General features: G+C 70.0%; 15 protein-coding genes and 1 pseudogene. 8 read left to right on the top strand and 8 right to left on the bottom strand.

From position 1 onward, the window contains the following. Positions 1–79: 79 nt before the first annotated feature. The 6 genes from DV707_RS11585 to DV707_RS11560 form a co-directional block, all read right to left on the bottom strand. Positions 80–700 (bottom strand): DUF420 domain-containing protein, encoded by a 621-nt coding sequence (locus DV707_RS11585; RefSeq protein ID WP_103991547.1) that lies wholly within the window; start codon positions 698–700, stop codon positions 80–82. 103 nt (positions 701–803) lie between these two features. Further along, the gene (locus tag DV707_RS11580) at positions 804–1,850 is read right to left on the bottom strand and encodes an NAD(P)-dependent glycerol-1-phosphate dehydrogenase (protein WP_103991548.1); all 1,047 of its coding nucleotides are present in this window, start codon (positions 1,848–1,850) and stop codon (positions 804–806) included. 119 nt (positions 1,851–1,969) lie between these two features. After that, positions 1,970–2,668, bottom strand: a complete 699-nt coding sequence (locus DV707_RS11575; RefSeq protein ID WP_103991549.1) for a LysE family translocator — start codon at positions 2,666–2,668, stop codon at positions 1,970–1,972. 80 nt (positions 2,669–2,748) lie between these two features. Continuing rightward, positions 2,749–3,459, bottom strand: a complete 711-nt coding sequence (locus DV707_RS11570) for a TMEM165/GDT1 family protein (RefSeq protein WP_103991550.1) — start codon at positions 3,457–3,459, stop codon at positions 2,749–2,751. Further along, positions 3,456–4,160, bottom strand: a complete 705-nt coding sequence (locus tag DV707_RS11565) for a metal-dependent transcriptional regulator (protein WP_103991551.1) — start codon at positions 4,158–4,160, stop codon at positions 3,456–3,458. Before DV707_RS11565 ends, DV707_RS11570 begins: the two co-directional genes overlap by 4 nt. 96 nt (positions 4,161–4,256) lie before the next feature. Next, the gene (locus tag DV707_RS11560) at positions 4,257–5,429 is read right to left on the bottom strand and encodes a threonine synthase (RefSeq protein WP_103991552.1); all 1,173 of its coding nucleotides are present in this window, start codon (positions 5,427–5,429) and stop codon (positions 4,257–4,259) included. 109 nt (positions 5,430–5,538) lie between these two features. Between DV707_RS11560 and DV707_RS11555 the strand changes: the two genes are divergently transcribed. Continuing rightward, positions 5,539–6,813, top strand: coding sequence for an NAD(P)/FAD-dependent oxidoreductase (locus tag DV707_RS11555; RefSeq protein ID WP_103991553.1), 1,275 nt, complete (start codon positions 5,539–5,541; stop codon positions 6,811–6,813). Between the two features lie 28 nt (positions 6,814–6,841). Here the strand turns inward: DV707_RS11555 and DV707_RS11550 are convergent, their stop codons facing one another. Together DV707_RS11550 and DV707_RS11545 are read right to left on the bottom strand one after the other, a co-directional pair. Next, complete coding sequence (locus DV707_RS11550) at positions 6,842–7,537, bottom strand: metallophosphoesterase (RefSeq protein ID WP_235010768.1); 696 nt, start codon at positions 7,535–7,537, stop codon at positions 6,842–6,844. 376 nt (positions 7,538–7,913) lie between these two features. Continuing rightward, entirely contained in the window at positions 7,914–8,519 is a 606-nt protein-coding gene (locus DV707_RS11545; protein ID WP_103991554.1) for a J domain-containing protein, read from the bottom strand. Positions 8,520–8,658: 139 nt separating this feature from the next. Here DV707_RS11545 and ppsA point away from each other — a divergent pair. The 7 genes and pseudogenes from ppsA to DV707_RS11510 all read left to right on the top strand — a co-directional run bounded on the left by ppsA (position 8,659) and on the right by DV707_RS11510 (position 19,774). Beyond that, positions 8,659–10,949, top strand: a pseudogene (ppsA, locus tag DV707_RS11540) (phosphoenolpyruvate synthase). A 113-nt stretch (positions 10,950–11,062) separates the two neighbouring features. Then, on the top strand, positions 11,063–12,166 hold the full coding sequence (gene mfnA / locus DV707_RS11535) for a tyrosine decarboxylase MfnA (RefSeq protein WP_103991556.1): 1,104 nt from the start codon (positions 11,063–11,065) through the stop codon (positions 12,164–12,166). Positions 12,167–12,259: 93 nt separating this feature from the next. Further along, positions 12,260–14,350, top strand: coding sequence for a methionine--tRNA ligase (gene metG / locus DV707_RS11530; protein WP_103991557.1), 2,091 nt, complete (start codon positions 12,260–12,262; stop codon positions 14,348–14,350). Positions 14,351–14,457: 107 nt separating this feature from the next. Beyond that, the gene (pyk, locus tag DV707_RS11525; RefSeq protein WP_103991558.1) at positions 14,458–16,224 is read left to right on the top strand and encodes a pyruvate kinase; all 1,767 of its coding nucleotides are present in this window, start codon (positions 14,458–14,460) and stop codon (positions 16,222–16,224) included. A 56-nt stretch (positions 16,225–16,280) separates the two neighbouring features. Next, a complete protein-coding gene (locus DV707_RS11520) occupies positions 16,281–16,607 on the top strand; it encodes a DUF7312 domain-containing protein (protein WP_103991559.1) in 327 nt (108 codons plus the stop codon). A gap of 159 nt (positions 16,608–16,766) precedes the next feature. After that, positions 16,767–18,578: a DUF7282 domain-containing protein gene (locus DV707_RS11515; RefSeq protein WP_103991560.1), complete on the top strand. Its 1,812-nt coding sequence runs from the start codon at positions 16,767–16,769 to the stop codon at positions 18,576–18,578. Continuing rightward, on the top strand, positions 18,575–19,774 hold the full coding sequence (locus DV707_RS11510; protein WP_103991561.1) for a restriction endonuclease: 1,200 nt from the start codon (positions 18,575–18,577) through the stop codon (positions 19,772–19,774). Before DV707_RS11515 ends, DV707_RS11510 begins: the two co-directional genes overlap by 4 nt. The last annotated feature ends 20 nt before the right edge of the window (positions 19,775–19,794 follow it).

Here is a 19,794-nt window from a genome sequence, read left to right as displayed (position 1 = left end):
TCCTCGACATTCGGCGGCCGAGCGAACGGATCGGCGGAGGGGGTTCGGTCGACGGCGCCTCGGGGTTCGGTACCGGAGCTCAGAGCAGCAGCAGCGTCGCCGCGGCCGATTCGACGTACTCCCAACTGAAGGCGTGGTTCAGGAGCAGGTACGTGACGACGCCGAGCGCGAGCGAGAGCAGCCACGAGGCGGCGGCGATCCGACCGACGCGGCGGTGCGGCGTCTCGCTTCTGAGTTCCGCCGGCGAGTGGGTGACGCCGAGGACGAGCGCGTACAGCACCACCGGCACCGACACGATCGAGAGCACGATGTGGATCGCGAGCATCGTCAGGTACGGGTAGTAGACGAGCGTCGGCCCCACGAACTCCTTCGTGCCGCCGCCGCCGATCTTCGTGAGATAGAGGACGAGAAACACGAGGATGAGGAGGAAGGAAGTCACCATCGCGGCCGCGTGCTTTTCGACCTCGTCGCGGCGGATCCACCGCCAGCCGGCGGCGATCACGAGGACGTTCGCGGCGTTGACGACCGCGATGGCGTCGGCGAGGCGGTTCACCGCCCACAGCGACAGGTCGGGGAACACGCTTCTCGGAACGACGCCGAGGAACGTCCCGACGACGGCGGCGTAGCCGACGACCGAGAGCAGGGCGGTGACCGCGAGCGGGTGGCGTTTGACCGCGTTGTCGGCGCTCGAAGTTGCCATACCCGGAGTTGGAAACCGGTCCTAATCCGTCTTCGGATCCCGTCTCGTCCTCGTCTCCCGAACCGGCCGTCGGTCGCTTCCGCGGCGACGCTCGATCGCCGGCTCAGATCACGCCCGTGAACGTCGCCGCTTCGAGGGCGGCGTCCTCGCTGACGCCGTCGCCGAGGATCGTGTACCGGTCGCGGATCGAGTGGGCGGTCGTCAGCGCCTCTAAGAACGTGTCGTCGTCGATGCCGAGTTCCGAGGCAGTCGTCGGCGCGCCCATCGCTTCGAGGGCGTCGCGGATGTCGGCCCACTCGCCGCGTTCGCCCGAGTGGAGGTACTCCGTCACGACGGCGGCGACGCCGACCTGGTGGCCGTGGAGCGCGGCCCCCGGCACGAGTCGGTCGAGCTGGTGGGAGATGAGGTGTTCCGCGCCCGAGGCCGGCCGCGACGACCCGGCGATGGACATCGCGACGCCCGAGGAGACGAGCGCCTTCGCGACGAGCCACGCCGACTCCTCGAAGCCGGGCTTGATCGCCTCGGCGGACTCGACGAGCATCTCCGCGGTCATCTGCGAGAGCGCGCCGGCGTACTCGCTGTACTCGACGTTCTTCAGCCGGTGGGCCAGCTGCCAGTCCTTGACGGCGGTGTAGTTCGAGATGATGTCCGCACAGCCGGCGGTCGTGAGCTCCCAGGGGGCCTCCGCGAGGGTCTCCGTGTCGGCGACGACGGCCAGCGGGGGGTCGGCGGCGACCGAGTGACGGGTGTCGCCTTCGGGGATCGACGAGCGTCCGGAGACGATGCCGTCGTGGCTGGCGGCGGTCGGCACCGAGACGAAGCCACACCCGAGGCGATCGGAGGCCATCTTCGCGGTGTCGATCGGCTTGCCGCCCCCGAGCCCGATCAGGTAACCGGCCTCGGCGTCTTCGGCGGCGGCGACGACGCGCTCGACGGCGTCGAAGCTCGCCGTCTCGATCGCGGTCGTTCCGGCCACGTCGAACTGGGCGCGCACCCGATCGCCCACCAGGTCGTTCGGCGTCGGACTCGTCACCACGAGCGGGCGACCCGAGAGGTAGAGATCCTCGACCGCCGCCGCGAGGTCATCGAGAACGCCGTGGCCGACGAGGACGTTCCGGGGGAGTTTGATCCACGTCGTCTTCTCGAACATAGCTCCCGTTTCGCCGGACGCCCCAAATGGCTTCCCGTTCTCGCGGCGGCGAGAGCCCGCGGTGCGTTCTTGCAGCGGCGAGAGCCGGCGGCGCACCGGCGATGTCACTCCCGGCGGGCCTACGGGAGAAACGTCCCGGCGCTCTGTGCCAGGAAGAGGACGCCGAACCCCGCGAGAACGACGGCGCTGACCCCGGCGACGATCGGCGCGAAGGCGTCGACGCGCCGCTCGGCGCTTACGAGCGCGGCCGGGAAGCCGGTGATCCAGAGGGAGATCCCTCCGAAGAAGCCCGCGATGAGCGCCGGCGATCCGGTGTCGACGACGACGACTCCCGCCAGCGACTCGCCGACGTACGGCGTCTGCGCCAGGACGTCGAGCGTCCCCGGCCGGAGCAGCCCGACGCCGATCGTGAGCCAGAAGAGGATCTGATAGGGGTTCGTGAGCGCCAGCACGAACGCCTTTCTGAACCCCGTCCCGACGCGGGGGTCCTCGGCGTCCGAAGCCCCGCCGCCGGCCGTGAACGACGACCGGACGTCGGTGGCGGCGCCGTAGGCGAAATACAGCATCAACACGCCGCCGAGGCCGATCATCGCCGCGCGGACGAGCGGGAACCGCTCGACGAACGTGACGACGCCGAGCAGCGCGAGCACGAAGAAGATTCCGTCGGCGGTCATCGCCCCGAGGCCGGCCTTGAATCCCGCGATCCACCCACGGAGCACGCTCTCCTCGGCGATGATCGCGTTCATCGGTCCGGGCGGGGCCGCGAGCGCGACGCCGAAGACGACGCCGGCACCGAGCGTCGCGACGAGACTCGTCATCGAACGGACACAGGGTGAGCGGTGAGAAAAAAGATCCGAAGCCGAACGGACGGCCGGTCGACCGCGTCGCCCAGCGGCGCTCAGACGAGCCCGGCCGCCGCGGCGCTGATCGCGCCGATGAACGTCTCCCAGAAGGAGAACCCGGTCAGGATCGAGAGGACCGTGTCGGCGCCGAAGAACGCGAAGAGCGCCGCCGCGGCGAAGTGGGCCTTCCGCATGTCGACCCGGTGGGCGAACGTGTGGAAGAAGTACGCGTTCGCGAGGCTGATCGGGATGATCGCGAGCATCTCGCCGACCCAGATCGCCGACGTCGCGCCGTACTGGACCGCCAGACCGATCGTGACCAGCTGCGTCTTGTCGCCGAACTCCCCGGTGACCATCATCACGAAGATGGGGAGAAAGCCGTCGAAGGACCCCGAGTAGCGCTCCAGCGGTCCCGGGAGGTCCACTGCAGCGAGGTCCGCGAAACCGCCGTCGGTCTCGGTCGACGCGGCCGCGGTCGTCTCCGTCCCCGCTGAGGGGGCCGAGCGGTACAGGAGCACGGCGAACGCCAGAAAGAGCGCCGCCGTCACCGCGTCGAGGACGACCGGCGGCAGCGCCGCCTGCAGTGCCCGGCCGAGGAGAATCTCGACGGCCGTCCACCCGGCGAAGGCGGACCCCGCGGCCGCGACGACCACCTTCGGGTCGTACCGCGTCGAGAGCCCCGCGATGATGAACTGGACCTTCTCGCCGGGGAGGACGGCCAGCTGCGCGACGAACGCCACGACCAGGATCTCGAGGTAGGTACTCACGCGTCGGTCACCTCGGCTCGATCGTCGGGACCGGTCCGCTCGTCGATCGGCCGGACGCGGATCGCGTCGGCGACGGAGTCCGGGAGGCTCTGTTCGCCTCCCCCGTCTGTCCGGACGGTGACCATCCCGAAGGGAGCGACGTCGACGACTTCGAGCGTCGTTCCCGGCGTGACGCCGGCGTCCGCGAGGTACTCCAGTTCGTCGCGGTCGCGGTCGCTGACGCGGGAGACGACGACCCGGTCGCCGACCTCACGGGCCGAAAGCGGCGTGGTCTCGTCCTCTTCCAGCGGGCTGAGATCGGCGGAGGGAATCGGGTCGCCGTGCGGGTCGACCGCGGGGTCGTCCAGCGCCGCCGCGACGCGCCGCTCGAACTCCTCGCTGATGTGGTGTTCCAGCGCGTCGGCCTCGTCGTGCACCTCGCTCCAGGAGTAATCCAACTGCTCGGCGAGGTACGCCTCCAACAGTCGATGGTGCCGCAGCACTTCCAGCGCGACCGTCTCGCCCTCCGGCGTGAGCTCCGCTCCCTTGTACTTCTCGCGCGTCACGAGTCCGCGCTCCTCGAGCGTCCCGAGCATACTCGTCACCGTCGCCGGCGTCTTGTCGAGGGCCTCGGCGACCGCGGAGGTGGAGACCGGCGGCCCCGACCGCGCCTGGATCTCGTAGATGACCTTCAGGTAGTCCTCCATCACGTCGCTCAACATACGCCGGTTTAGACCGGTCTAAAGTAATAACCTGACGGTGGAAAACCGCGACGAGAGTCGAGTCGAAACCCGCGGGGTGGCTCGGCCCTCGTCGACCTACACCCCCTTGCCCATCAGGTGACTCCGGAGCACGTCCGCCGTCTTCGTCCCCGACTCGGTGTTGAGCGCGACGACGCGATCGTCCGGACCGAGGACGCCCTCCCCCGCGAGTTCGTCGACGGCCGCGAGCGCGACGCCGCCGGCCGCGCCGACCTCCAGTCCCACGCGCTGGGCGGCGAGGACGGCGCTCTCTAGGCCCTCCTCGTCGTCGACGGCGACGGCACCGCCGTCGGTCTCTTCGATCGCTTCGAGCGCGGCGGCCCCGCCCTTCGGGTCGGTGATCTCCAACTCGCCGACGATCGTGTCCGGCGACTCCCAGGGCTCAACCGAGTCGGCGTCCCGTTCGTACGCGGTCACGACCGGTGCACACCCCGACGGCTGTGCGGCGAAGATTCGCGGGAGCGAATCGAGGACCCCGACCTCCCGGAGTTCGCGGAACCCCTTCGCGACGCCGGCGACGACCTCGCCGGTGCCCGCCGGGACGACCACGGCGTCCGGCCGAGTCCACCCACCGGCCTCGGCGACCTCGAACGCGACCGTCTTGATCCCGTCGTGGCGGTACGGGTTGTCGAACTCCTGGAGGGTGTGCCACTCCGACTGCAACTGCTCGTGCAGCGCCGCCTCGGCGTCCGGGTACCGTCCGCCGACGACGCGCATCTCCCCGCCGTGGACGTTGATCATCGCCTTGTTCGAGAACGGCGACCGCGAGGGGACGAAGGCGTACGAGCGGAGTTCGGCCATCCCCGCGTACGAGGCGGCGGACTGGCCGGCGTTGCCGGCCGCCGCGAGCGCGACCAGTTCCGCGTCGGCCTCGCGGGCGGCGGTCACCGCCGGGGCGAGCCCCCGGTCCAGGATAGTTCCCGTCGGGTTTCGACTCTCGTCTTTGACCGAAAGGCCACCGAGTCCGGCCTCTTCGGCGAGTGCCGGAGCCGAGACCAGCGGCGTCCCGCCCTCCTGGGCGGTGACGGGATCATCGAAGGCGAGCAGGTCGCCGTAGCGCCACATCGACGCCGGCGCGTCGGCAAGCGCGCCGTCCGTCCAGTCGACGGCGTCGTAGTCGTACGCGGCTTCGAGCCGCGCCCCGGCGTCGCTCGGCCCGGTCGCCGTCGCGTCGTAGCGCTCGCCGGTCTCGGTGCAGACGAGTCCGCGGAACGCCGCTGTCGTTTGCATACTCGGCGTTACGATCCGACGGACAAATCCCTATTCACTCGCCGCCGGGGGAACCGGCGCGACCGGAGACACTCGCAGTCTCTTTGTGTCCACCGAGCGAAGGTCGACTATGGACGGAGAATCCGTCGCGGTCGTCGGCGCGGGACTGGCCGGCCTCGTCGCCGCCCGACGACTCGCCGCTTCGGGCGCGGACGTGACCGTGGTAGAGCGACGTTCGACCGTGGGGGGTCGGGTCCGGACCGAGACGCGAGACGGGTTCACGCTCGACCGCGGCTTCCAGGTCCTCTTCACCGCCTACCCGGCGGTTCGCCGGGAGCTGGATCTGGACGCGCTCGACCTCCGGTACTTCCGCCCCGGCGCGGTCATCGCCCGCCCCGGGTCGCGGTCGGTGCTCTCGGATCCCCTCAGAGACCTCCGCTCGGCCCCGGCGTCCATCCGGAACGCCGAGGTAACGCTGAGCGACAAACTCCGGACGCTGCTGCTCCGCCAGCACGTCGGCACGCGGACGGAGTCGGAGGTCTTCCGCGCCGCGGACCGGTCGATCCGGTCGTACCTCCGCGAGTGGGGCTTCTCCGAGGACTACGTCGAGCACTTCGTCGCCCCCTTCTACGGCGGGATCACGCTCGACCGGTCGCTGTCGACCTCCAAGCGCGTCTTCGAGTACACGTTCAAGGCGCTCTCCGACGGGCAGATCGCGGTGCCTGCGGCGGGGATGCGCGCGATCCCCGAGCAGCTCGCCGAGCGCGCGCGGACCGCGGGCGCGTCGATCCGCTGCTCCGAACGGGTCGAGTCGATCGACGAGGCCGGTGGCAACGTCACCGTCGAAACGGAGGCGGAGACGATGGACGTCGACGTCGTCGTCGTCGCCGCCGACCCGAAGGAAGCCCGCCGGCTCACGGGCGTCGAGTCGATCCCGGTCGAGGCCCGCGGCTGCGTGACGCAGTACTACCGACTGCCGGCCGAGGACGCTCCGCGGACGGGCCGGAAGATCCTGCTCAACGCCGCCGACCCGTCGCCGAACACGGTCGTCCCGATGTCGGAGGTCGCCCCCGAGTACGCCCCGGACGGGACGGCGCTGTTCAACGCGACCTTCCTGGGCGACGCTGCGCTGGAGCGCGACGCGTCGGCGCTCGCAGAGGAGACGCGGCTGACGCTGGAGTCGTGGTACCCCGAACGCGACTTCTCGGGACTCGAACCGGTCCGGACCCACCGGATCGAGTTCGCGCAGTTCGATCAGCCGCCGGGGATCCACGAGTCGCTGCCGGACGCCCGCGCGCCGGGCGGATCGACGTACCTCGCCGGCGACTACACCGCGTGGTCGTCGATTCAGGGCGCGATGCGGAGCGGCCGCGAGGCCGCTCGCGCGGTCGAGCGGGATCGCTGACCGCGGCACTGCTCCGGGTCTCGCCCGATCAGAGCAACCGCCGAAACGACTCCAGCGGCGGGAACGCGAGCGCCTCCGCTCGGTCCTCGTCGTAGACGATCGGTCGGGCGCGGTCGAGACCGCAGACCAGCGGCGAGAGCAGATTGTCGTCGCGCGCGTCGTTGATCTCGACGCCGGCGGCGAGCCGCGAGAACGCGGGGAGCATCAGGACGTCGGCGCCGCGGTAGGCGTCGGGGACGTCGAGGAAACAGGGGCGTCGCCGTCCCTCGATCTCGATCGCCGGGTGGTCGTGGCCGATCACGTATCTCTCGGCGTCGAGCGGCGGCTCCTCGTGGCCGTGACAGACCACGGTTCGCGGGTCGTCGCCGGCGAGGTACGCGTCTCTGACGTCGTCGCGGACCGAGTCCAGCGCCGCGTCGTGGTTCCCGCGGACGAAGACCGGATCGCCGCCGGCGTCGTGGCAGGCTGCGACGACCCGCTCGACGGTCTCCCGACTGCGCTCGGAGACCGTCCCGAACCGATGGAGGATGTCGCCGGCGAAGACGACCGTCTCCGGACCGACAGCGCCGAGCAGGTCCCGGAGCCGTTCGAGGAGGTCGCGTCGCTCGCCGAGGGGGTACTCGACGGCGGACGACTCGCTCCGTCCGACGTGGAGGTCGGCGACGACGAGCGCGTCCGCCCCCGAGAGGTAGACGGCCCGCGGGAGGTAGTCGATGTCGTCCACGACGGGAGGTACGACCGACGGGCGCAAATCGGTGACGGCGGTCGCCGGTGGCGACCCAGGGGTCCGGTGGCGCTCGCGGCCGGTCGGGAGAGCGAGCGGCGGCAGCGACACTATAGTAGCGTTTGCAACTAATTGCTCGTCCGATCGCACGCTGTCGTGCGATCGAGTGAGTGAAGACTTGCAAACGCTAGTATAGGCTACGTGAACCTCGAATTGGCGAACAGGTGACACGATGGGCGAGACGGCCGAATCGCCGCTCGAACCACGGCGCGGTGTGTCACACGCCCGCGAGACGCGCCGTGGTGCGGTTCAGATCACGGGCGGTGTGGTTCCGTACTCGTATAAAAACGCTCGGGACGGCTCGGGTTCGTCCCGTTCACTCCGCGGCGTGCTCTCGGGCGGTCGCGTACGCCTCCTGCAGGCGCTTGAACTCCGCCTGCGAGCCGCCGTGGTCGGGGTGGACCGTCTTCACGCGGTCGCGGTAGGCGTCTCTGACGGCCTCGGGACTCGCGGTCCGGGCGAGATCGAGGTGGTCGAACGCCTCGCCCACGGGGTCGTTGCTCGTTCGTCCCCGCGGTCCGAAGTCGAACTCCGGAACGTCGAAGGGGAGCCGCCGCCCCAGCGCGTGCACCGGCATCTCGTGTTCGCAGAGGACGGTGTACGTCCCCGCGCGTTCGAGACGGAAGTACGCCTGCGCGTCGAAGGTGAGCGCGACGTCGCGCCGGGGGAGATAGAACTCGACCGTCTCCCCGTGGATCGCGTGATCCTCGACGAACGGCTCCGAAATGGTCCGAAGGTACTTGCGGATCTCCGTGCGACGGCGCGCCGACCCGTCGACGCGGTGACCCCTGGGTGCGGGCTCGTCGGGGAACAACCGCCCGCCGACGAGGAACACGCCGGCGACGACCACGGAGGCGAGGCCGCCGCCCAGGAGGCCGAAAACGAGCCACGGCGGCAGCGACGAGACCCATTCCGGAATCACAGTCGTTCGAAGGACATCGGGACTAAAGAACCTCTCGCCGCCGACTCCCTCGATTACGTACTCGGTTCCGAGTACGTTTTATTCATCGTTGCACTCTTCGGAAAGTACTTTAGGGATATCTGCGGAATTGCACACGCTAATGGCTGTAGCTTGGCTGGACGACGTGCGGTCCGCCGACGTCGATCACGTCGGCGGGAAGGCGGCTTCACTGGGCGAACTCACTGCGGCAGGGCTGCCCGTGCCGTCGGGGTTCGTCGTGACCGCCGCGACGTACCGCGAGTTCATCGAGAACGCGGGTATCGACGAGGAACTGTTCGCGGCCGTCGACGTCGATCACGAGGACACCGAGGCGCTCCGCGAGGCGCACGAGCGCGCGCACGAGCTCATTATGGAGACGCCCGTCCCCGACGACGTCAGAGACGGAATCGTCTCGGCGTATCGGGACCTCGGCGACGGCGAGCGGTTCGTCGCCGTCCGCTCGTCGGCGACCGCCGAGGACCTCCCGGACGCCTCCTTCGCGGGCCAGCAGGAGACGTTCCTGAACGTCCGGGAGGACGCCTTAGTCGATCGGGTCAAAGAGTGCTGGGCGTCGCTGTTCTCCCAGCGCGCGATCTACTACCGGAACCGCCAGGGCTTCCCCCACGACGAGGTCGACATCGCGGTCGTCGTCCAGGAGATGGTCGACGCCGAGAAGTCCGGCGTCCTGTTCACCTCTCACCCCTCGACGGGCGAACCGCAGATCATCATCGAGGCCGCCTGGGGGCTGGGCGAGGCGGTCGTCTCCGGGTCGGTCTCCCCGGACAACTACGTGATCGACCGGGAGACGGCGGAGGTGGAGACGGTCACCGTCGCCGACAAGAAGATGATGATGGTCAAAGACGAGGAGACCGGCGAGACCGTCGAGCGCGAGGTCCCCGACGAGAAGCGGAGCAAGCGGGTGCTCTCCGACGAGGAGATCGACGAACTGGTCGAACTCGGCGAGCGCGTCGAAGACCACTACGGCACCCCCAGGACGTCGAGTGGGCGGTCCACGGCGGCGAGGTGTACATGCTCCAGTCGCGGCCGATCACGACCATCGACGAGGCGGAAGCGGACGACGCCGCAGCGGTCGCCGGGAACGGCGGTGCGAACGGCGACTCGAACGGGAGCGAGGGCGACGGCGACGTCCTCTTCCGCGGCCTCGGATCCAGCCCCGGGATCGCCTCGGGCGAGGCCCGCATCGTCACGAAGCTCGACCACCTCGATCAGGTCGGCGACGGCGACATCATCGTCACCGAGATGACGATGCCGGACATGGTCCCCGCGATGAAGCGCGCCTCGGGAATCGTCACCGACGAGGGTGGAATGACCTCCCACGCGGCGATCGTCTCCCGCGAACTCGGCGTCCCGGCGGTCGTCGGCACGGGATCGGCCACCCGGCAGCTCGAAGACGGCCAGCCGATCACCATCGACGGCGACAAGGGAACCGTCCGCGCGGGCGCGGAGGCCGAGGAAGAACAGCACGAGCCGATCGAGGAGGCCCGTCCGAAGACGCCCGTCAAGCCGATGACGGCGACGGAGGTGAAGGTCAACGTCTCGATCCCGGAAGCGGCCGAGCGCGCGGCGGCGACCGGAGCGGACGGCATCGGCCTCCTCCGGATCGAACACATGGTCCTCTCGCTCGGCAAGACGCCCACGAAGTACATCGCGGACAACGGCGAGCGCGCCTACGTCGACGAACTCGTCGACGGCATCCGGACGGCGGCCGAGGAGTTCTACCCTCGACCGGTCCGCGTCCGGACGCTCGACGCCCCGACCGACGAGTTCAGGCAGTTGGAGGGCGGCGGCGACGAACCCCGCGAGCACAACCCGATGCTCGGTTACCGCGGGATCCGCCGCTCGCTGGACAATCCGGGGCTGTTCGAGCACGAACTGGAGGCGTTCCGGCGCATATACGAGATGGGCTACGACAACGTCGAGATCATGTTCCCGCTCGTCAACGACGCCGAGGACGTCGTGCGCGCCCGAAATCTGCTGAAGCAGGCCGGAGTCGATCCCGAAAAGCGGGAGTGGGGCGTGATGATCGAGACGCCGGCGGCCGCCCTCGGTGTCGAGTCGATGGCCGAGGCCGGTATCGACTTCGTCTCGTTCGGGACGAACGACCTCACGCAGTACACGCTGGCGGTCGATCGGAACAACGGACGCGTCGCCGACCGCTTCGACGAACTCCACCCGTCGGTACTGAAGCTCATGGGCGACACCATCGAGACGTGCCGCGACCTCGGCGTCAAGACCAGCATCTGCGGACAGGCGGCCTCGAAGCCGCAGATGGTCCAGTTCCTCGTCGAGAAGGGCATCTCGTCGGTGTCGGCGAACATCGACGCCGTCCGCGACGTCCAGCACGAGGCCAAGCGCGTCGAGCAGCGACTCCTCCTCGACTCGGTGCGCTGATCGAGGCGTTCGACGGGCCGTCCGTTCCAGCCACGGACGGGTCGTCGATTCCCTGATCGACGCGGTCCCGACAGAACAGAATGCCTAAACGCGACCGGGAAGTACCGAACGCTATGCAGCGGGCGGCCCCGCAGACGTTCGACCGCGTTCTCTCCTCGATGTGCACGGAGCCGCATCCCGCGGCGCGCGAGGCCGCAGAGCGGTTCCTCGCGACGAATCCGGGGGACCCGGCCACGTACGCCGAGATCGGCGAACTCGAGGCGCGCGCGGTGGCGATGCTCGGCGAGTTGGCCGGTCTCGATTCGACGTTCCCGAACCAGGCCGGTGTGCGGACCGCCGCCCGCGACGGACCGCCGCACGGCTACGTCACGAGCGGCGGGACCGAGGCGAACATCCAGGCGGTGCGCTCGGCGCGGAACCGCGCCGACGCCGACGAACCGAACGTCGTCGCGCCCGAGAGCGTCCACTTCTCCTTCACGAAGGCCGCCGAGGTGCTCGGCGTCGAGTTGCGGACGGTCCCGACCGACGCCGACCACCGCGCGGACGTCGACGCCGTCGCGGCCGCGATCGACGAGGATACGGTGCTGGTCGTCGGCGTCGCGGGAACGACCGAGTACGGTCGCGTCGATCCGATCCCCGAACTCGCCGAACTCGCCCACGACGCCGGCGCGTACTGCCACGTCGACGCCGCCTGGGGCGGCTTCCTCCTCCCCTTCACCGATCACGAGTGGCACTTCGGCCACGCCCCGATCGACTCGATGACGATCGACCCCCACAAGTGCGGGCGGGCGGTCATCCCCGCCGGCGGCCTGCTGTTCCGCGAGCGTACGGGGATGGACGCGCTGGCGGTCGACACGCCGTATCTCGAATCCACGTCGCAGGCGTCGCTGACGGGGACCCGAAGCGGCGCGGGCGTCGCCGGCGCGGCCGCCGCGATGGACGCGTTGTGGCCCGACGGCTACCGCCGGGAGTACGAGCGCGCCGACCGTCTCGCACGCTGGCTCGCGGGCGAACTCCGCGAGCGCGGCTTCGACGTCGCAGACGTGGAACTGCCGATCGTCGTGGTCGACCTCTCGGCGGCCACCTTCGAGGCCCTTCGAGACCGGGGATGGCGGCTCTCACGGACGGGCTCGGGGCTGGTCCGGATCGTCGTGATGCCGCACGTGAGTCGGGAGATGCTCGTGTCGTTCCTGGGCGATCTCGACGAGACGAGATAGGCGCCCCGACCGCCTCACCTCGCCCCCGCGTCCGCCCCGGATCGGCCGATCCGAATCAGCGGGATTTTGGTGTCGCCGCAGAGAGTGTCCCCTATGAGCCACGAGGACTTCCCCACCGAGAACCCGGCGGTGGTGACCTGCGGGCTGCCCTACGCCAACGGCGACCTGCACATCGGCCACCTCCGGACGTACGTCGGCGGCGACATCTACAGCCGCGCGCTGAAGCGACTCGGCCAGCAGACCGCGTTCGTCTCCGGGTCGGATATGCACGGGACGCCGGTCGCGGTCAACGCGGCCGAGGAGGGCGTCACCCCCGAGGAGTTCGCGCTTCGGCACCACGAGACCTACGAGGCGACGTTCCCGAAGTTCGACGTCGAGTTCGACAACTACGGGCAGACCCACGACGAGACGAACGTCGAGACGACACAGGAGATCGTCCGCACGCTGGAGGAGGCGGGGTACGTCTACGAGAAGGAGATCCCCGTCGCCTACGACCCCGACGCAGACCAGTGGCTCCCCGACCGGTTCGTCGAGGGGGCCTGTCCCTACTGCGGCGAACACGCCCGCGGCGACGAGTGCGACGAGGGCTGCGGCCGCCACCTCGAACCCGGCGAGATCGAAGACCCGGTCTCGACGATCACCGGTAACCCCGCCGAGTACCGGAACAGAGAGCACAAGTTCTTCGCCGTCTCCGACCTGCAGGAGTACCTCGGCGAGTTCATCGACCGCCTGGAGGGCACCTCGAACGCGCAGAACCAGCCCCGCGAGTGGATCGAGGGCGAACTCCAGGACTGGTGTATCACCCGCGACATGGACTGGGGCGTCGACTACCCCGGCGACGACGACCTCGTCCTCTACGTCTGGGTCGACGCGCCGATCGAGTACATCTCCTCGACGAAGCAGTACACCGAACGCGTCGGCCCCGACGTCTTCGACTGGGAGGAAGCGTGGCGTGACAATGGGGAAATCGTCCACATCATCGGCCGGGACATCATCCAGCACCACACCGTCTTCTGGCCGGCGATGCTCCGCGGCGCGGGCTACGTCGAACCGCGCGCGGTGATGGCCTCGGGGTTCATCACGTTGGAAGGCAAGGGCTTCTCGACCTCCCGCGACCGGGCCGTCTGGGCCGACGAGTACCTCGACGAGGGCTTCCGACCGGACCTGCTCCGCTACTACCTCGCGACCAACGGCGGCTTCCAGCAGGACGTCGACTTCTCGTGGGGGCGCTTCCGCGAGCGCGTGAACAACGAACTCGTCGGGACCGTCGGCAACTTCGTCTACCGCTCGCTGCTCTTCGCGGCCCGAGAGTTCGGCGGATCGCCCGACGTCGCGCTCTCCGACGACGTCCGCGAGCGGATCGAGCAAGCCATCGACGAGTTCGAGGCCGGCGTCAACGACTATTCCGTCCGCGACATCGGCGAGAGCGCGGTCCGCCTCGCGCAGTTCGGCAACGAGTACATCCAGCGCAACGAGCCCTGGAAGCTCGACGACGACGACCCGGAGAAGGCGCAGGTCATCCGCGACTGCGTCCAGATCGCGAAGGCCGTCGCCGTGCTCTTCGAGCCGGTGACGCCCGAGGCCGCCGAGAACCTCTGGGACGACCTCGGCGAGGAGGGCGACGTCCACGCGGTCGGCGTCGACGCCGCGCTCGAAGACCCCGCCGGGGAGTTCGACGAACCGACCGAGCTGTTCGAGAAGATCCCCGAGGAACGCGTCGAGGAGCTGAACGAGAAACTCGAATCCCGGGTCGCGGCCGCGAGCGAGAGCGACGACGGCGACGCCGCCGGTGACGACGCGGACGGCGCGGGCGAGGCCGACGACGGGGACGCGGAACCGGCCGCCGACCTCGAACCGATCGCCGAGGAGCGCATCGGCTTCGAGGACTTCCAGGAACTCGACATCCGCGTGGGCGAGATCCTCGCGGCCGAGGGCGTCGAGGGCGCGGACAAACTCGCGAAGCTGACCGTCGACATCGGCGTCGAGGAGCGCCAGATCGTCGCCGGGATCAAGCAGCTTCACGACCTCGACTCCCTGGTGGGAGAGAAGATCGTCGTCGTCGCCAACCTGGAGAAGGCGGAACTGTTCGGCGTCGAGTCGAACGGGATGCTGCTCGCGGCGGGCGAAGAGGCCGACCTGCTCACGACGCACGGCGACGCCGAACCGGGCACGAAGATCCGGTAGCCCCGAGCGTCGCCCTCGCCCCCGACCCCTCGCAGCAGACTCCCGCACCACGTTCGGTTCCCCCTCCATCGTCGGTCTTTTTAACTCGGTCCCGAGTAGGGATCGCTATGAGAAAAGCGAAGATCGTCTGCACGCTCGGCCCGGCGTCCGACGAGAAGTCCACGATTCGGGCCCTCGTCGACGCCGGGATGAGCGTCGCCCGGCTCAACGCGAGCCACGGGACGCCGGACCACCGCCGGGAGGTGATCGATCGCATCCGCGCCGTCGACGACGTGACGGAGGAGCCGCTGGCCGCGATGGTCGACCTCCAGGGGCCGGAGGTCAGGACCGCGCCGCTGGAGGAGCCGATCCACCTCGAAACCGACAGCGAAGTCCGGTTCCACGAGGGCGGAGAGGCGACCCCCGAGCGGATCGGGCTGTCGCATTCGATCACCGCAGCCGAGTCCGGCGACACGATCCTCCTCGACGACGGGCGGATCGAGGCCACGGTGCTCGAAGTCGACGACGACGGCCTCCTCGCCCGGATCGACTCCGGCGGGAAACTCGGCGGGCGAAAGGGCGTCAACCTCCCGGGCGTCGACCTCGACATCGACCTCATCACCGAGAGCGATCGGAAGGAACTCGAAGTCGCCGCCGAGACCGAGGCCGACTTCGTCGCCGCCTCCTTCGTCCGCGACGCCGAAGACGTCTACACCATAAGCGACGCGCTCGACGAACTCGGGGTGGACATCCCGGTGGTCGCGAAGATCGAGCGCGCCGGCGCGGTGGAGAACCTCGACGAGATCATCGACGCCGCCTACGGCGTGATGGTCGCCCGCGGCGACCTGGGCGTGGAGATGCCCCTGGAGGACGTCCCCATCATTCAAAAGCGGATCATCCGCAAGTGCCACGCCACGGGCACGCCGGTCATCACGGCGACGGAGATGCTCGACTCGATGGTCCACGCGCGCCGTCCGACCCGCGCGGAGGCCTCCGACGTCGCCAACGCGGTGCTCGACGGGACCGATGCCGTGATGCTCTCCGGCGAGACCGCCATCGGCGACGACCCGGTCCGGGTCGTCGACACGATGGACCGGATCGTCCGCCAGGTCGAATCCAGCGAGGAGTACGCCGAGGGCCGCGAGCAGCGCATCCCGACGGCCGACGGCGACTCCCGGACCGAGGCGCTCGCCCGCTCGGCGCGGTATCTCGCGCGCGACGTCGGCGCGAGCGCCATCGTCGCCGCCTCCGAGTCCGGCTACACCGCGCGGAAGACCGCGAAGTTCCGCCCCGGCGTCCCCGTCGTGGCGACGACCCCGGACGACCGCGTCCGCCGGCAGCTCGCGCTCTCGTGGGGCGTCGTCCCGAAGTACTCCTCGTACCGAGACGGAATCGACGAGATGATGGAGGACGCCGTCGACGCCGCGCTCGACGCCGGCGTCGCCAGTTCCGGCGACACGCTCGTGGTCCTCTCGGGGATGATGACCGAACTCGAGGGGACGAACACGACGAACATGCTCAAACTCCACGTCGCCGCCGAGACCGTCGCCAACGGACGGAAGGTCGTCGGCGGCCGGGTCGCCGGCCCCCTCGCCGTCGTCGACGACGGCGACCTCTCGGAGGTCCCCGACGGCGCGATCCTCTCGCTGCCCGCCCGCTTCGAGGGCGAGTTCGAGGGCGACGCCTCGAAGATCGCCGGCATCATCGACGCGCGCCCCGGGATGACCGGCTATCCGGCGCTCGTCGCGCGCGAACTCGGCATTCCGATGATCTCCGGGGCCCCCCTCCCGCGGTCGCTCTCCGACGGGACGACGCTGACGCTGCACGCCGAGCGGGGCGTCGTCTTCGAGGGCAACCTCATCAGACACGGCGACCGACGCGGCCCGGTCGAGTAGCGTCGGTTCGGAACGGGGGCGGCAGGTCTTTTTCCTCCCAGGGCGTACGTCCGGTAATGAGTGACTCGGACCGCAGCAGTCAGGGGGAGACGCCGGAGGAGGACGCCGGCGTCGACGGCGTCGGTGGTGAGACCGGAAGTCCCGACGGCGTCGGTGGCGAGGCCGGAAGTTCCGAGGGCGTCGGTGGCGAGGCCGGGGAACTCGGTGACGACGTCGACGACGAGAGTCTCGACGCCGCGACCGCGGTCGAGGAGCTGAACCCGCTTCTCAGCGAACCGATCGAACCCGGGGACCCGTCGGCGGAGCACGCGCTGTTCGTGTTCCTCGGCGTGCTCGGGACCGTCGGGCTGCTGGCGAGCGCCGTCCTGCCGGGACTGCTCTGACCGGGCGGCGGCGGGGTTCGCGGACGCCGACCGAGCGGCCGCGATGGTCGCGGGGCCGACCGCCGTCCCCCGGCGACCGCTCGGTTATCAGTTCTGATGGTTTGACCGCAGTGTTTTATGCCGGTCGGGGGGTAGCCGGGAACGACGACCGTCTCGCCGATGTCTCACGCCTCCACCGCCGTCACCCTCGCCGTCGCCCTCTCCCTCCTCGCGGGGGCCGCGACGCCGGTCTCCGGACTCGGCGCCGCGTCCGCCGGTCACGAGCAGACGGCGGATCGGTCTCTCGTCGCCGACCGCGTCGGCGCTCCCCCGTACGACGGATCCGACACGACCGCCCGCGAACAGACCGACGACGCCTCCGGGTCGTTCCCCGAGGGGAACGTCAGCGTCACGCGCGGCGACGAGGTGACGATCTCCGTCTCTCACTCCGCCGCGGCGAACGTCACGATCGGCGGCCCGGAGTACGGCTTCCACCTCACCGTCGAACTCGGCGGGGGCGGTACCGACGAGATCGTCCTCGACACGCGCCGCACGACCGCGGCGGATCCGAGCGCGTTCGTCGACGGCGGGTCGGCGACGCTTCACACGCCGCCGCTCGACGAACCGCTCGAACCCGAGGACTACCTGCTCCGCGTCGACGTCGCGGGCGTCGAACGCGACATCGCGACGCTCACGGTCGAGCCCCGCGGCGCGGTGACCGCCGAGTCCCACCGTGCCCCCGGCTCCTTCGCGCCCTCGGAGTACGTCGGCGGCGGCGAGGACGACGACGCGAACGTCGGCCCGCTGCAGTCGACGACGACCGCCGGATCGACCGTCGCCCGCGGCGACTACGCCGTGATGCGGATCGAGGAGAGCGGGCTTGAGACGGCCCTGAACGCCTCTGATCTCACCGGGAGCGCGGCCGCGAACGGGCTCAAGGTGAACTTCACGCAGACGGATCCGGGGCCGAACCACGAACCCCGGGAGTACGTCGCGACCGACTCCGCGAACGTGACGGTGCTCCCGAACCTCGCGAACGACGAGTTCTACGTCCTCTGGAACACCTCCGGGGTCCCCATCGAGTCCCGGAACGGACGGAACCGCTACCGGGCCGCGCTGACGCTCACCGAGGAGAGCGGCCTCTCCGACGGGTCGGCGACCGCCGCGTCGACGACCTTCGAGTTGGAGCGGCAGTCGGTGTCGCTGTCGCCGGCGACCGACTCGGTACACTACCCCTGGGAGAACGATAGCTTCGCGGTGACGGGATCGACGAACCGCGCGCCGAACACCGAACTGGAGGTCCGACTCCGGTCGTCGGACCCGAACGCGTTCCTCGAACTCGCCGACGCGACGGTCCGTGAGGACGGGAGCTTCGGGGCCGCGTTCGACCTCTCCGCGCTCACCCGCGGCACGAACGCGACGCTTTGGGTCCGCGGTCACTTCCCCGAGACGACCCAGGAGGTGCGCCTCGTCGCGCCCGATCCGACGGTCCGGATCGAGAACCAGACCGTAAGCGGGACGAGCGTCGGGGTCGCGAGCGTCGAGGTCCCCGCGGGCGGGTTCGTCCGCCTGACGGACGCGAGCGGCGAGTCCGTCGGCCGGAGCGACTACCTCGCCCCCGGACGGCACGCGAACGTCTCGGCCGAACTCGGAACGGCGCTGTTCGAGGATCAGCAACTCCGCGCGGAGCTGGTTCGCCCCGGCGAGGACGAGTCGTACGACCCCGGCGCAGCGGCGTACTCGACGGCCGGATACCTCGTCAACGACACCGCACACGTCGCGTTCCCGCCGGCTCCGACCGAGACGAGCACGCCCACGCGAACGGCGACCGCGACGGCGACGCCCTCCGCGACGCCGTACCCCGTGGTGACCCGGACGCCGCTGGACCCGGTCGGAGCCACGCAGTCGAGCCTGCCCCTCTCTCCGGGCGTCGCCGTCGCGGCGCTCCTGGGGGCCGCCGCGCTCCTCGCCCGCCGAGGTGGTTCCCCGTGATTCCGGAACTGGACCCCGACGAGTTCGTCTCGTTCCTCGCCGACCTGTGGGACGCCCGCGGGTGGGAGACGTCGGTCCGCGAACGGGCCGACGAGACGCACTTCGTGATCGGCAAGCGCGGCGACGGCAAGCGCGGGGTCATCTACGTCTTCCCGACGACGACGGCGACGGTGACCGAGCGGCACCTGAAGCAGTTCGTCGGCTTCTGTCGGAAGCGCGGGGTCGACGTCGCCGTCGTCGCGACGCAGGGCGCGTTTGCGGAGGGCGCCCGGCGGATCGCGGGTCAGAGGAGCGTCCACCTGCTGGATCGCTCGGCGCTCGCGAACACGGTCGAAGAGGGCGGTTTCGAGGACGTTCTGGGTGAATACACCGAGGCGAGCGGCCTCGATGCGGCCGTCGAAAAACTGGAGGAGTTCGGCGTCCCCGTGCCGGCCGCGCTCGTCGAGCGCGTCGCGGGCGCCGGGGCGGCGATCGATTCGATCCGCGAGCGGTTCGATCGCGGTGACGGTGGTGCCGGCGGGGAGTCCGGCTCCGACGGTGGGAGCCGGGCTGTCGGCGGAACCGACCCCGCGGACGGTCCCTCGCCGGGCGGTTCCGGCGAATCGAATCGGGGGCATTTCGGCGCGCTCACGTCGCACCTCCGGGGACTCTCGTCGCGGTCGATTCCGGCCGTGGTGATCCCGCTCGTCCTCGTCGTCGCCTTCGTCCTCGGTGCGACGATGGGACCGGCCGTCGGTCTCGGCAGCCCGCTCGCCTCGGGCGGCGACGGCGGCACGGACGTCTCCGCGGTCTCGACGGCCGGCGCGAACGCGACCGTCGACGTCCGCTGGAACGCGAAGACGACCGACTCCCTGACGGTAAACGGGACGACGTACGACGCGCCGTCCGAACAGAAGTTCCTCCTGGTGCGGATGAACGTCACCAACAGGGACGGCGCGCCCACGCAGTTCGGACAGTCCGCCCTGGTCGTCGACGTCGCCGGCGAGCGGTACGCCCATCAGCCGCTGGACGGCGTGACCGGCTTCCCCTCGGCGGGCCTCTTCGAGCCGGGGGAGACCCGCGAGGTCTGGACGGTGTTTTCCGTCCCCGAGAACGGGACGAGCGCGACGCTCCTGACGACCGACGAGACGGGCGTGCGCTTCGTTCGCGACCCCTCGCTGGCGCCGGAGGCGACCGTCGAGTCCGGAAGCGACTGACCGCTCTCCGGGCGGTCCAC

Source organism: Halobellus limi (assembly GCF_004799685.1).
Lineage (GTDB): Archaea > Halobacteriota > Halobacteria > Halobacteriales > Haloferacaceae > Haloquadratum > Haloquadratum limi.
This window is presented reverse-complemented; position numbering and strand designations above follow the sequence as displayed.

Bases quoted from the DNA above. Each gene is read 5' to 3' on its own strand.
- DV707_RS11585 (WP_103991547.1), bottom strand. From the start codon at position 700: ATGGCAACTTCGAGCGCCGACAACGCGGTCAAACGCCACCCGCTCGCG.
- DV707_RS11580 (WP_103991548.1), bottom strand. From the start codon at position 1,850: ATGTTCGAGAAGACGACGTGGATCAAACTCCCCCGGAACGTCCTCGTC.
- DV707_RS11575 (WP_103991549.1), bottom strand. From the start codon at position 2,668: ATGACGAGTCTCGTCGCGACGCTCGGTGCCGGCGTCGTCTTCGGCGTC.
- DV707_RS11565 (WP_103991551.1), bottom strand. From the start codon at position 4,160: ATGTTGAGCGACGTGATGGAGGACTACCTGAAGGTCATCTACGAGATC.
- DV707_RS11560 (WP_103991552.1), bottom strand. From the start codon at position 5,429: ATGCAAACGACAGCGGCGTTCCGCGGACTCGTCTGCACCGAGACCGGC.
- DV707_RS11555 (WP_103991553.1), top strand. From the start codon at position 5,539: ATGGACGGAGAATCCGTCGCGGTCGTCGGCGCGGGACTGGCCGGCCTC.
- mfnA (WP_103991556.1), top strand. From the start codon at position 11,063: ATGCAGCGGGCGGCCCCGCAGACGTTCGACCGCGTTCTCTCCTCGATG.
- metG (WP_103991557.1), top strand. From the start codon at position 12,260: ATGAGCCACGAGGACTTCCCCACCGAGAACCCGGCGGTGGTGACCTGC.
- pyk (WP_103991558.1), top strand. From the start codon at position 14,458: ATGAGAAAAGCGAAGATCGTCTGCACGCTCGGCCCGGCGTCCGACGAG.
- DV707_RS11520 (WP_103991559.1), top strand. From the start codon at position 16,281: ATGAGTGACTCGGACCGCAGCAGTCAGGGGGAGACGCCGGAGGAGGAC.
- DV707_RS11515 (WP_103991560.1), top strand. From the start codon at position 16,767: ATGTCTCACGCCTCCACCGCCGTCACCCTCGCCGTCGCCCTCTCCCTC.